The sequence below is a fragment of the Massilia sp. PWRC2 genome (genome assembly GCF_049896725.1).
Classification (GTDB): domain Bacteria; phylum Pseudomonadota; class Gammaproteobacteria; order Burkholderiales; family Burkholderiaceae_D; genus JAFCUW01.
This window is the reverse complement of the sequence record NZ_JAFCUW010000005.1, coordinates 288,782-301,432: the sequence shown is the minus strand read 5'-3', so window position 1 is coordinate 301,432 and position 12,651 is coordinate 288,782. Positions and strand designations below refer to the sequence as shown.

Sequence of the window (12,651 nt, the reverse complement as noted above, 5' to 3'; positions counted from 1 at the left end):
GCTTGATGTTGTGCCAACACGCAAGCGCAGCGTCATTTTTAGCGATCAGACGCAAGCTTGCGCCAGTCGCAATGCGCGGCGTTTGGATTGGTTCAAACTTGGGCGGTTCGTCCCTTGACCAGGAAAATTGCCATGCTCACCCTTCCACCCCGCCGCTGCTTCCTGCTGACTCTGCTGACTCTGCTGACTCTGCTCACTCCGCTGACCCTGTTCGCCCTGGCCGCCTGCAGCCCCGGCGCAGCCTCGCAGGCCGGGCCCGAGATGCCGCTGGCACCACCGACTGCCTACCACCTGTACGTCGCCAGCAATGGCTCGGACAGCAATCTGGGCAGCCAGTCGGCGCCGTTTTTGAGCATCGAGCGGGCCGCCCAGGTGGCCTTTCCCGGCACCACCATCCACGTCGCACCGGGTAATTATGCAGGGGGTTTCAAGACCACCGCCAGCGGCACCGCCAGCGAGCGCATCTATTACATCGCCAGCCGTCCCGGCCATGCCCGCATCGTGCCGCCGCCGCAATCGGTCAACGCCACCGCCTGGGACAACCGCGGCAGCTATGTCGACATCGTCGGCTTTGACATCGATGGCAGCGCCCACCAGGGCGGCGTGCGCTGGCACAATGGACTGTACAGCGCCGGCGCCTTCGATTCGCTGCGCCACAACCTGGTCCACCACCTCGCCAACGGCGCCCCCTGTGCCGCCAGCGAAGGCGCCGGCATCACCATCGAGAGCTATTTCAAGGGAGTTGAAGGCGAAGTCATCGGCAATAAAATCTATGACATCGGCAACAGCGATTGCCCGTCGCCGCAGGGCATCGCCATTCACACCACGGCGCTGGTGGCCAACAATCTCGTTTTTCGCAGCGGCAATGTCGGCATTTTCCTGTGGCACGACGCCCACCATGTACGCGTGCTCAACAACACGATCACCGGCGCCCATACGGGCATCCTGGTCGGTGGCGGCGATTTTTATGGCAAGCCTGGGATCAACGATTTCACTGACGTCAGCAACAACATCGTCTACGACAACGTCGATGGCATCGTCGAACGGGGCCAGACCGGCAACAACAATGTGTACCGCAACAACCTGGTGTTCAGTAACACGGGCGACAACTGGAGCCTGGCCAAAGGCATGCGCGACGTCGGCACGGTCACGGCCGACCCCGGCTTCATCGACTACCGCCGCCAGGGCATGCCCGACCTGCGCCTGGCGGCGGCCTCGGCGGCCATCGGCAAAGGTGAATTCAGGCATGCCCATCCGGTCGATTTCAACGGCGTGCGCCGCAGCAGCGCTGGCGGGGTCGACATCGGCGCCCTTCAGCATGCGGCGCAAAATTAACGCTTGAACACAGCATCGGCAGGGCCAAACATTCTTGCGTGCAACAAGTCGAATCGTTAAAATACGCTCCCATTTGCAATATCCGAAACACATAGCACGGGCGCCGGTTGCACTCAGTGCGCGTGCTTGCGGGGGAGAGACGATGAACGATTACCTGCTCAGTGCGACCCTGCCCGGCTGGCGCCAGCGCGCGGCCTTGCGCCTGTTGCACCTGGCCGGCTGGCAGGTGCGCTTCAAGCCCCTGCCGGGGCCGCACGGCCTGCTGGTGGTCTATCCGCACACCTCGAACTGGGATTTTATCGTCGGCCTGCTCACCAAGTGGGCGATCGGCCTGCCGTTTCGCTGGCTGGGCAAGGACAGCCTGTTCAAGGGACCGCTGGGGGTGCTGATGCGCCACTGGGGCGGCATGGCGGTCGAGCGTTCCACCAGCAGCGGCGCCACCGAACGGCTGGCCGCCGCCATGCGGGCAGCGCCATGGTGCTGGGTCGCCATCACCCCGGAAGCGACGCGCGGCTACAAGCCGCACTGGCGCAGCGGCTTTTATCATTTGGCCCGCGCCGCCCGCGTGCCGCTGCTGCTGGTGTACATCGATTATCCCAACAAGGAACTGGGGCTGGTCGACAGCCTGCTGCTCACTGGCGACCAGGCCGCCGACATGGCCGCCATCGCGCGCGCCTATGCGGGCCGCCATGGCCGCTTTCCCGCATGCGAGGCGCCGATCGTGCTGGCGCCGCCGCGCCAGCGCTGAACACTCATGTAGCAGCGAGCTCCAGCAAGCCCTGCTCGCGAATAAACGCCACCACCGCCGCCACCCCCTCACCGCTGCGCAAATTGGTGAAGATGAACGGCCCCGCGCCGCGCTGGGCGGCGGCGTCGCGCGCCATCACCGCCAGGTCGGCGCCCACGTGCGGCGCCAGATCGGTCTTATTGATGATCAACAGGTCGGAGCGGGTGATGCCCGGTCCGCCCTTGCGCGGAATCTTTTCACCGCCGGCCACATCGATCACGTACAGGGTCAGGTCAGACAGTTCCGGGCTGAAGGTGGCGGCCAGGTTGTCGCCGCCCGACTCGATCAAGATCAGGTCGAGGTGGGGAAAATCGGCCTGCATGCGGGCGATCGCTTCGAGGTTGATGGAGGCGTCTTCGCGGATCGCCGTGTGCGGGCAACCGCCCGTCTCCACCCCCATCAGGCGCTCAGCCGGCAGCGCGCCGGCACGCAGCAATATATCCATGTCTTCGCGCGTATAAATATCGTTGGTGATGACGGCCATGTCGTACTGATCGCGCATGGCCTTGCACAGCATCTCGCACAGGGCGGTCTTGCCGGAGCCGACCGGGCCGCCGATACCGACGCGCAGGGGATTGGAAGTCATGATGGTGCTTTCGTCTACATGGTTGATCAAGATCGGTACAGCCGACCGTGCTGCACTTCGTGTTGCATCGACAGGATAGATAAACCGGGCGCCCAGTTCGACATCTCTTCGTCCGCCAACGAGCGCGCGACGGCGGCGGCCGCTTCGATGTCGGGGGCCAGCGACAGCAGCAGGCGCTGGCCGGCCACCTGCCCCAGCGGCACCGATTTGACGCACACCAGCACCTGGTTTTCGGCCCAGGCAAACAGCGAAGCGACCAGGGCGTCGCCGTGATCGATGGCGAGGGCGTCGACGGCGCAGGCGAAGGCGGTCGGCAGCGATACTTCGGCCCCGAGCCGCGCCACCGCGCCCAGCGCCAGTTCGTCGAGCAGCCGGGTCAGCGAATAACCCATCTGGATTGTTTCGGCGCGCAGTTCGGCGCAGTCGCGCGAGGCGATAAAACGTTCACTCCACAAGGCCACCGTGGCCATGTCGCCGGCTGCAAACGCGCGCATCAGGCGCCACAGCAGCGGCCCATCCCAGCGCGCCATCACCAGCGCCAGGTAAGCGGCAATCCAGGCACGCGCACTGGCCGCGTCGACCACCAGGCCGCGCTCGATGGCCGTTTCCAATCCCTGCGAATAGCTGTACCCGCCGATCGGCAGCGCCGGGCTGGCAAACTGCAGCAAATGCAGCAGGGCCGCAGCGTTCAAGCGGGGTCGCCCGGGCGGTGGATGCGCTGGCGCAGCGGTACTGGCGCCAGCAGGTCGCTGGCGTGACTGTGGCCAGCGCCCGCATGTGCGCCGGCGTAGGCCCCCGCCTCCGGCTCGAATACGGCGCGCTCGGCCAGCACGCGCGCGCCGAGGCCCTCGACCATTTCCTTGAGCACGGGATCGACCCGCATGCGCAGCACGCCGGCGCTGATCGCCACCTGGGTGTGGCGATTGCCCAGGTGGTAAGCGCAGCGCACCAGCGCGTGCTCGCTGTCGCAATGGACGGCGTAAGTCGGCTCGAGCGCCGCCAGCACCTGCACCACCTGGCCGTGCTCACCGGTGAGCAGGTCGCCATCGCGCAGCAGCGTGCCGCGCACGGTAAAAATGGCCACTTCTTCGCCCGATTCGAGGCGCGCGCGCAGGCGGCATTTTTCGCGCTGGTCGTAGGGCAGAACGAGCGTGCCGTAGAGCGCCGCAGCGCTCTTGATCTTGCTGTGAAAGGTCAGCATCGGTGGCGCATCCTAAAACAGAAAATAACGTTGGGCCATCGGCAGCACGGCCGCCGCTTCGCACACCAGCAGCTCGCCATCGGCGCGTACTTCATAGGTTTCCGGATCGACCTGCATGTGCGGGGTGGCGCTGTTGTGGATCATGTCGGCCTTGCTCAGGCCGCGTGTCGAGTGGACCGCAATGACGGTTTTGCTCAGCCCCAGCTGCTCGCCGATGCCGGCATCGAAGGCTGCCTGCGACACAAAGGTGAACGACTTTTTCAGGCCGCCAGCATAGGCGCCGAACATCAGGCGGTAGTGTACCGGCTGCGGCGTGGGAATCGAGGCATTGGGGTCGCCCATCTGGGCGGCGGCGATCATGCCGCCCTTGACGATCAGCGACGGCTTGACGCCAAAAAAGGCCGGCTTCCACAGCACCAGGTCGGCGATCTTGCCCACCTCGATGGAGCCGACCACGTGCGCGATGCCGTGGGTGATGGCAGGGTTGATGGTGTACTTGGCGATATACCGTTTGACCCGAAAATTGTCATTGCGCTCGCCATCGGGCGCCAGCGCGCCGCGCTGCAGCTTCATTTTATGGGCGCTCTGCCAGGTACGCATGATGGTCTCACCGACCCTGCCCATGGCCTGCGAGTCGGACGACATCATCGAGATGGCGCCCATGTCGTGCAGGATGTCTTCGGCGGCGATGGTTTCGCGGCGGATGCGCGATTCGGCGAACGCCACATCTTCGGCAATCGCCGGGTCGAGGTGGTGGCACACCATCAGCATGTCGAGGTGCTCGTCGAGCGTGTTGACGGTGAACGGCCGGGTCGGATTGGTCGACGACGGCAGCACATTCGACTGGCCGACGGCGGCGATGATGTCGGGCGCATGGCCACCGCCGGCGCCTTCGGTGTGAAAGGTGTGGATGGTGCGGCCCTTGAAGGCGGCCAGGGTGTTCTCCAGAAAACCCGCTTCGTTGAGGGTGTCGGAATGGATCGCCACCTGCACATCCATCGCCTCGGCCACCGCCAGGCAGTTATCGATGGCGGCCGGCGTGCTGCCCCAGTCCTCATGCAGTTTCAGGCCAATCGCGCCCGCCAGCACCTGTTCGACCAGGGGTTGCGGCAGGCTGACATTGCCCTTGCCCAGAAAGCCCAGGTTCATCGGGAAGGCGTCGGCCGCCGCCAGCATGGCATGCAGATGCCACGGTCCCGGTGTGCAGGTAGTGGCCGCCGTGCCCACCGCCGGCCCGGTACCGCCGCCGATCATGGTGGTTACGCCGCTCATCAAGGCTTCTTCGATCTGCTGCGGACAAATGAAATGGATGTGGGTGTCGACGCCGCCGGCGGTGACGATCGATCCTTCACCGGCGATGATCTCGGTGGCGCCGCCAATGGCCATCGTCACATCCGGCTGGATGTCGGGGTTACCGGCCTTGCCGATGGCGGCGATCAGGCCGTTTTTCAGGCCGATGTCGGCCTTGACGATGCCCCAGTGGTCGATGATGACGGCATTCGTGATGACGGTGTCCATGACGTCGGCGTGCACGCGCTGCGACTGGCCCATGCCATCGCGGATGGTCTTGCCGCCACCGAATTTGACTTCTTCGCCATAGGTGGCGTAATCGCGTTCGATCTCGATGAACAGTTCAGTGTCGGCCAGGCGGATGCGGTCACCGACGGTGGGGCCGTACATCTCGGCGTAGGCCGCGCGGCTGATGCGGGCCATTACAGATCCCCCATCACGAGCGCGTTAAAACCGTACACCTTGCGGGCGCCGGCCAGTGCCAGCAGTTCGACGGTGCGCTGCTGGCCCGGCTCGAAGCGCACGGCGGTGCCGGCGGCGATGTTCAAGCGCATGCCGCGGGCGGCTGCACGATCGAACAGCAGGGCCGCGTTGACCTCGAAAAAATGGAAATGCGAGCCGACCTGGATCGGCCGGTCGCCGCTGTTGGCCACCACCACGCTGACGCTGGCGCGACCGGCATTGAGTTCGATGTCACCCGCTTCGAACAGGTACTGGCCGGGGATCATGGCATCAGATGAAGTCATCAGGGACCTTTCAGGGGATCGGGTGGTGCACGGTGACCAGCTTGCTGCCATCGGGGAACGTGGCCTCGACCTGGATATCCGGGATCATCTCGGCGATGCCGTCCATGACCTGCGCGCGCGTGAGGATGGTGGCGCCGTCGGCCATCAGCTGGGCCACGCTCTTGCCGTCGCGCGCCCCTTCCATGATGGCGGCACTGATCAGGGCCACCGCTTCGGGATAGTTCAGTTTCAGGCCGCGCGCGAGGCGGCGCTCGGCCAGCAGGCCGGCGGTAAAAATGAGCAGCTTGTCTTTTTCGCGGGGAGTCAGGTCCATGGGCGGTCCAATAATAAAGATCAAATCAATCAGGTCTGCCAGATGCGCGGCAGCGGCGCCGCGCAGCCCAGCAGGTGCGGCCGCAAGAGCTGCCAGGCCGCCGTCATGATGCGTCGCGCAGACTCGCTGTCGTCACCGAGCAGGCGGGCGACGAACACCGTCTTGACCTGGCTGGCAGCGAGGCGTCCATCGAGCGCGCGGATCTGCGCCAGCAGCGCCGCCGGCAGCGGCGCACCGACGCCGATCAGGGTGGCGCAGACGCTGGCGCCGCCCAGGCCAATCGGGCTGTGCATGGTGGCGGCGGGGTCGCTGGCGTCGATGGCGCCCTGCTCCCACCATACCAGCTTGCCGCCGCTGCGAATCTCGGTGCGCTGACGCACCACGCCGGTGCTGAAGGTCTCGCCAGACGCGCGCCGGCCAAAGCACAGCAGCTCGGCGCCGATGTAGCGCGCACCCTCGGCCAGCTCGACGTGATGTTCGAGGTGAACGGTGGCGTCGTTGAAAAAAATGGTGTCCTGCGGCAGCCACTCGACGGCGGCGCCGGCACCCGCGCGCAGCTGCACCGTCTGGCGCGAGATCCTGCCGTTGGCGCGGTACCACTTGCCGGCACCCGGGGTGGTCAGCAGCACGTGGGCAGCCGGGCCCAGCTCGACATCGATGGCCAGGGTGTCGCCGCCGACCACGCCGCCGGGCGGGTGGACGACGATGGCGTGGCAGATGGCCGCGCCTTCCGGATACAGCGCCTTTTGCACGCGCAAGGGCCCCATGTGGCGCCGCTCGACCAGGCGGGTGACGCCGCCATCGCGGACGAAGCGCAGGCGCAGGCTGGCCTGCCACGCGGCGGGGCGGGGGGCGATGGCGCAAGGGGGCAATGTACACTCTGGCATAACAGTCAATTTAGCACGTTGCGTGCCAGCGCAGACGCGGTGGCGGTGCCGGTTAACGCACTGACTTGGTGCTAATGGCGGTCAGTGATGCACCTGTGGGACAGCCCCCCCTGCGCTGCCAGTCGCCCTTGCCTGGCGCGCGCCACACCATGCTTACAAGGGGGAGGAGGAGGCCGGCGCCGGCGCCGTCAGCGCATCCCACGCATTGGCAGCGCTCAGAAACACCTGGCCACTCAGTGCAGTCATCAGATCGGCCGTCTTCAGGCGGTCCATCACCGGCCCCTTGACTTCAGCCAGATGCAGCAGCACGCCGCGCGCGCGCAGCTGGCCATTGAGGTCCGCCAGGCCAAACAGCGCCGAGGTGTCGATGGCATTGACCGCCGAGAGCACCAGCACCAGGTGGCGCAGGGCCGGGCGCGCCGCCACTTCGTCGTCGATGCGGGCGGCGACGGCGTCGATATTGCCAAAGAAAAGAAAGGCGTCGACCCGCAGCAGCAGCAGCGCCGGCGTGGTGCCGCCGGGGTAGCGCTCGACGTTCCTGAAATGCTCGCTGCCGGCGATCCGCCCCAGCACCGCGATGTGCGGCCGGCTGGCGCGCCAGATCAGGGTGCCCATCGATAGCAGCACGCCAATGACGACGCCCGCTTCGACACCCGCGACCAGCACGCCGCCGGCGGTGCCGGCCAGCGCCAGGGCATCGCTGCGGTCGTAGCGCAGCGCCACGCGCCAGGTGTCCAGTTCAAGCATGCCCAGCACCGCCACCATGATGGTCGCCGCCAGCACCGGCATCGGCACCAGCGCCAGTGCCACGCTGGCATGCGGCAGCACCAGCGTGAGCGTGAGCAGCAGCGCGCTGATGATGCTCGCCAGCGGCGTGTTGGCACCGGCGGCGTGGTTGACGGCGCCGCGCGACATGCTGCCGGTGACGGCAAAACCACCCGACAGCGCGCTGCCCAGGTTGGCCACGCCCAGCCCCACCAGTTCCAGGTTGGCGCGCGGCTTGTGCGCGACGCCACCGCCGTGGCCAACACCCCGGCCTGACTGCGCCTGCGCCAGCGCCTGCGCCGACGACATCGAAATGAGGAACACCATGAACGCCGTCAGCAGCGCCGGTTGCAGCAGCGCGCCCCAGTAGGACGATGCGGTTGCCAGGTTCAGCGACGGCAGCCCCGAGGGGACCGCGCCGATGGTGGTAACGCCGGCGCCGAAGCCGGCCGCCACCAGGGCCGCCCCGACCACCACCACCAGCATGGGCGCCAGCCGCGCCAGGCTGGCGCAGGCCCCCGCTGGCAGGCCGGCGCGGCGCAGCAGCCCTGCCAGCGCGCGCCGCGCCCATAACAGCAGCAGCGCCGCGCCGATCCCCAACACCATGCTGGCCGGATGCAGCTTGACGCCGCCATACGTGGTGCTGGCGGCAGCCGCATTGGCGCCCAGCAGCGCCGGCAGCTGCCCCCAGGCGATCAGCAGGGCCGAGCCCAGCGTGAAGCCACTCATCACCGGACGCGAGAAAAAATTCGCCAGAAAACCCACCCGCAGCAAGCCGCTGAGCAGCAGCACGGCGCCGGCCATCAGCGCCAGCTGCGCTGCCAGCACGCCGTACAGGGTCGAACCAGGCACCGCCAGCGGCGCCAGGCTGGCCGCTGTCATCAGCGAGATGATCGCCATCGGCCCCACCGACTGCGTCATGCTGGTGCCGAACAGCGCATATAAAAGGGGCGGGATGATGCTGGCGTACAGGCCGGCCACCGGCGGCAGTCCCGCCACCATGGCGTAGGCCATCGCCTGCGGCACCATCATCATGGCGACGATGATGCCGGCGCTGACATCACCGGCGAGCAGGCGCCGTTGATACGGCCGTGCCCAGCCAAGCAGCCAGCTCAAGCGCGCGCCTTCACTGCATCGCCAGTTCGACGCAATTGCGGCCGGCCCGCTTGGCGCGCGCCAGCGCGGCGGCAGCGCGCACCATCAGGGCGTCGGCGCCCTCTTCCGGTCCGGCCTGGGCCACGGCGACGCTCACCGTCAGGTGGTCGCAGCCGGGGAACACCGTCGCGCCCACCGCCAGGCGGATTTTCTCGGCCATTTTGAGGCCGTCGATGGCGTTGGTGTGGGTGGCGACGATCTGGAATTCGTCGCCGCCCGAGCGCGCCAGCCAGTCGCTGGCACGCAGCTCGTTGCGCACGGTGTGCGCCAGCATGCGCAAGGCAGCGTCGCCGACCGGGTGGCCGTAGCGGTCGTTGATGGCCTTGAAATGGTCGATGTCGAGCGTCAGCAGCGCCAGCGCCGTGCCATAGCGGCGCGCGCGCTTGATTTCCTGCTCGAGCAGCGCTTCGCCGCGACGGCGGTTGGCGACGCCGGTCAAGGCGTCGGTGGTGGCCAGATCGGTCAGGCGCGCCAGCAGCAGCTCGCCGTCGCGCGTCAGTTCAGCCAGTCGCAGGCCCAGGCTCACTTCGCGCGCCAGCGCCTCGAAGGTGGCCAGCTGGTCGCTTGAAAAATGCTGGGCAGGCGCGAACAGCAGGCTCAGTGCACCGAGCGGTGCACCCGGTCCGCGGCCCGGCAGCGGCACCCCCACGGCCATCGCCACGCTCCAGCCACGCAGCGCGTCGCGCAACGCCGGATCGGCGCTGCGGGCGGGGTCGTCGAGCAAAGCGAGCTCGCCGTCGCAGGCGGCCATCAAGGCCGGCAAGGCCGGGCGCAGGGGCGACTCGAGCAGCGCCGTGGCGTTCTGCAGCAGGCGGGCCAGGTCGATGGTGGCCGACGGCGACTGCGCCGCCAGCGCCAGTTCACCGCGTGCACCCGCCTCGAACAGGGCGACGTGCACCACCCCGGGTATGCACAGCAGCGCCGCGCACACCGCGGGGGCCAGCTCGGCGGGATCGTCGATCGCGCTGAGCGCCTGCAGCAAGCTGCTGCGCACGGCCAGCAGCTGGCGCAGGCCGGCCGCTTCGGCAGCGTCGTGGTCGCCGGCCGGCGCACCGGCGCACAGGGTCGCCAGACGGCGATTGAGCAGCGCGTTCTCGACCGGCGCAAGCAGATAGTCGACGGGGCCGAAATGCCGCAATGCGGTCAGCCAGCTGGCACTCGCCCAGCAGCACAACAGCAGCACCGCGCCGCCGCCGCGCTGGCGCACCAGCTCACCGAGGCAGGCCAGATCGATAGCGCGGTCAAAGCGCTGCAGATCGACGATCAACAGATCGACCGCCTGTTGTGCCAGCAGGCGGCGCGCTTCGTCGGCGTCGGCAGCGACGAACAGGTGACCGAACTGGCTGCCACTGTCGGCCTGAAACTGCACGCGGCGCGCGGGCACCGGGTTGAGAAACAGCCCCACGCTGGTGGGGCGGGTAGCGCCCGGGTCCGACATACGTTCTCCTGGAGTGATTCGATGGGCGGCGCATGGCGACGGCCCATGCGCGTGCCGTAGTTTGCCATAAACCTCAGGCAGATACCATGCAGCAGAACGCGGCTTGGCCGCTTCACTGCGCGCTTATGTGTGAACGCGCACCGAATGAAGGCCAAGGCCACCAGATACTGCAAGTCATCGAGCATGTCAACCATTCAGGAGAAACCGCACCATGGCAATTGAAGACAATGTCGCTGAGACGCAAAAAGCCATCCAGAGCCGGCAAGACCAGCGTGACGCCGCCGCAGCCGCCGCCAGCGCGCCGCACGGCGCCGTGCAAACGGGGCCGGTCGATCAGCCCGGCCTGCCGCTGCCAGCGCAGCACCTGAGCAAACCGGGCCTGGAAGCGCAGATGACGCTCAAACCCCGCTTCATGGCCGAGCACTACAAGGGCAGCGGCAAGCTGCAGGGCCAGGTGGCGATTGTCACCGGGGCCGACTCCGGTATCGGCCGCGCCGTTGCCGTGCTGTTTGCCCGCGAAGGGGCCGATGTCGCCGTGTTGTACTTGAACGAGCACGAAGACGCCCACGAGACCGGGCGGTGCATTGAAGCAGAGGGGCGCCGCTGTATCACCATCGCCGGCGATGTCAAGGACATGGCGTTTTGCCAGCAGGCGGTAGACAACGTGGTGGCCACCTTTGGCCGTCTGGACGTGCTGGTCAATAACGCCGCCTTCCAGGAACATGCCAGCTCGCTGCTCGATCTCACCGAAGAGCGCTTCGATGAAACCATGCGCACCAATGTCTACGGTTACTTTCACATGGCCAAGGCCGCCCTGCCCTATCTCAAGCGCGGCGCCGCCATCGTCAATACCGGCTCGGTCACCGGCCTCAAAGGCGCCAAGCACCTGCTCGACTATTCCACCACCAAGGGCGCCATCCACGGCTTCACCATGGCGCTGGCCGCGAACCTGCTCGACCAGGGTATCCGCGTCAATGCGGTCGCCCCCGGTCCCGTGTGGACCCCGCTCAATCCGGCCGACCAGAGCGCCGAAGACATCGCCCAGTTCGGCGCTGCCACTTCGTACCGGCGCCCGGCGCAGCCGGAAGAACTGTCGCCCGCATACGTGTTTCTGGCCTCGTCGGTGTGCTCGAGCTATATCACCGGGGTGGTGTTGCCGGTGACGGGTTCGGTCGGCGAGTGAATAAATAAAGCGCATACAACCCAAGCGAAGGAGTGGCGATGGCCAGAAGTCTGTGGAAGGGGGCCATCAGTTTCGGCCTGGTACATATTCCCGTGGAAATAGTGGCGGCGACGTCGGCACATGCACTCGACCTGACCATGCTCGACCGGCGCGATTTTTCGCCGGTCGGTTTCAAGCGCTACAACAAGAGCACCAACAAGGAAGTGGCCTGGGGCGATATCGTCAAAGGCTATGAAGTGAGCGATGGCAGCTACGTGGTGCTGTCGGACGAAGACTTGCGCGCAGCCAATCCGGAAAAAACCGGGGCCATCGACATCCACGCCTTTGTCGATGGCGGCGCGGTACCGCTGCTGTATTACGGCACGCCGTATTACCTGGTGCCCGGCAAGGGCGGCGACAAGGTCTATGCGCTGCTGCGCGCAACGCTGCGCCAGACCGGCAAGATCGCCATCGCCACCGTCGTCCTCCGCGTCAAGCAGCATCTGGCCGCCCTGCTGTGCATCGACGACGCCATCGTCCTGCAAACCCTGCGCTACGCCGACGAAATCGGCGCCACCGACGCGCTCGCACTGCCGGCCGCAGGGTCCAAAAAAGCGGCGCTGACGGACAAGGAAGTCAAGATGGCCATGGCGCTGGTCGAGGGCATGAGCGAAGCCTGGCAGCCGGCGCATTACCACGACAGTTACCGCGAGGATGTACTGGCGCTGGTGCAGAAAAAAATCAAGGCCAAGCAAACCCGGACCATCACCGCAGCAGACACCTCAGCGCCGGCGGCGCCGTCCGGCAAGGTGGTGGACCTGGTCGCCTTGTTGCAGCAGAGCCTGGGCAAACGGCCGGCCGCCAAGGCGGTGCGCACGCGCGCGCCGACCACAGCGGCGCTGCCAAACAGCGCCGCGCCGGCGCCAGCGAAAAAAAGCCCGGCCAGGCCAGCCAGCCGGCGCAAGGTTGCGGCATGATCGGCGGCA

At 66.9% G+C, this 12,651-nt stretch carries 13 protein-coding genes; 4 read left to right on the top strand and 9 right to left on the bottom strand.

All coding sequences use genetic code 11. The features are described 5' to 3' along the window. Window positions 1-132: 132 nt before the first annotated feature. Together ACP7BZ_RS12615 and ACP7BZ_RS12610 are read left to right on the top strand one after the other, a co-directional pair. Entirely contained in the window at window positions 133-1,335 is a 1,203-nt protein-coding gene (locus tag ACP7BZ_RS12615; protein ID WP_426113593.1) for a DUF1565 domain-containing protein, read from the top strand. Between the two features lie 142 nt (window positions 1,336-1,477). Next, window positions 1,478-2,083 carry a 1-acyl-sn-glycerol-3-phosphate acyltransferase gene (locus ACP7BZ_RS12610; RefSeq protein ID WP_426113591.1) on the top strand — a complete coding sequence of 202 codons (606 nt, stop codon included), beginning with the start codon at window positions 1,478-1,480 and terminating at the stop codon, window positions 2,081-2,083. Between the two features lie 4 nt (window positions 2,084-2,087). On the opposite strand, the gene ureG is transcribed toward ACP7BZ_RS12610, so the two are convergent. The 9 genes from ureG to ACP7BZ_RS12565 form a co-directional block, all read right to left on the bottom strand. Beyond that, window positions 2,088-2,708, bottom strand: a complete 621-nt coding sequence (gene ureG / locus ACP7BZ_RS12605) for an urease accessory protein UreG (RefSeq protein ID WP_426113589.1) — start codon at window positions 2,706-2,708, stop codon at window positions 2,088-2,090. Window positions 2,709-2,734: 26 nt separating this feature from the next. Beyond that, window positions 2,735-3,400, bottom strand: coding sequence for an urease accessory protein UreF (locus tag ACP7BZ_RS12600; protein WP_426113587.1), 666 nt, complete (start codon window positions 3,398-3,400; stop codon window positions 2,735-2,737). Continuing rightward, complete coding sequence (gene ureE / locus ACP7BZ_RS12595; RefSeq protein WP_426113585.1) at window positions 3,397-3,909, bottom strand: urease accessory protein UreE; 513 nt, start codon at window positions 3,907-3,909, stop codon at window positions 3,397-3,399. Before ureE ends, ACP7BZ_RS12600 begins: the two co-directional genes overlap by 4 nt. Before the next feature lie 12 nt (window positions 3,910-3,921). Then, window positions 3,922-5,622, bottom strand: coding sequence for an urease subunit alpha (gene ureC, locus ACP7BZ_RS12590; protein WP_426113583.1), 1,701 nt, complete (start codon window positions 5,620-5,622; stop codon window positions 3,922-3,924). Next, complete coding sequence (locus ACP7BZ_RS12585) at window positions 5,622-5,927, bottom strand: urease subunit beta (protein ID WP_426113728.1); 306 nt, start codon at window positions 5,925-5,927, stop codon at window positions 5,622-5,624. Before ACP7BZ_RS12585 ends, ureC begins: the two co-directional genes overlap by 1 nt. Before the next feature lie 28 nt (window positions 5,928-5,955). Next, window positions 5,956-6,258, bottom strand: a complete 303-nt coding sequence (locus ACP7BZ_RS12580; protein WP_426113581.1) for an urease subunit gamma — start codon at window positions 6,256-6,258, stop codon at window positions 5,956-5,958. 29 nt (window positions 6,259-6,287) lie between these two features. Next, a complete protein-coding gene (locus tag ACP7BZ_RS12575) occupies window positions 6,288-7,145 on the bottom strand; it encodes an urease accessory protein UreD (RefSeq protein ID WP_426113579.1) in 858 nt (285 codons plus the stop codon). A gap of 153 nt (window positions 7,146-7,298) precedes the next feature. Then, window positions 7,299-9,026 carry a SulP family inorganic anion transporter gene (locus ACP7BZ_RS12570; RefSeq protein WP_426113577.1) on the bottom strand — a complete coding sequence of 576 codons (1,728 nt, stop codon included), beginning with the start codon at window positions 9,024-9,026 and terminating at the stop codon, window positions 7,299-7,301. A 10-nt stretch (window positions 9,027-9,036) separates the two neighbouring features. Then, the gene (locus tag ACP7BZ_RS12565) at window positions 9,037-10,503 is read right to left on the bottom strand and encodes a diguanylate cyclase (protein WP_426113575.1); all 1,467 of its coding nucleotides are present in this window, start codon (window positions 10,501-10,503) and stop codon (window positions 9,037-9,039) included. 211 nt (window positions 10,504-10,714) lie between these two features. Here ACP7BZ_RS12565 and ACP7BZ_RS12560 point away from each other — a divergent pair, with 211 nt between their 5' ends. Together ACP7BZ_RS12560 and ACP7BZ_RS12555 are read left to right on the top strand one after the other, a co-directional pair. Beyond that, entirely contained in the window at window positions 10,715-11,686 is a 972-nt protein-coding gene (locus ACP7BZ_RS12560) for an SDR family oxidoreductase (protein WP_426113573.1), read from the top strand. Window positions 11,687-11,724: 38 nt separating this feature from the next. Further along, on the top strand, window positions 11,725-12,642 hold the full coding sequence (locus ACP7BZ_RS12555; protein ID WP_426113571.1) for a Ku protein: 918 nt from the start codon (window positions 11,725-11,727) through the stop codon (window positions 12,640-12,642). The last annotated feature ends 9 nt before the right edge of the window (window positions 12,643-12,651 follow it).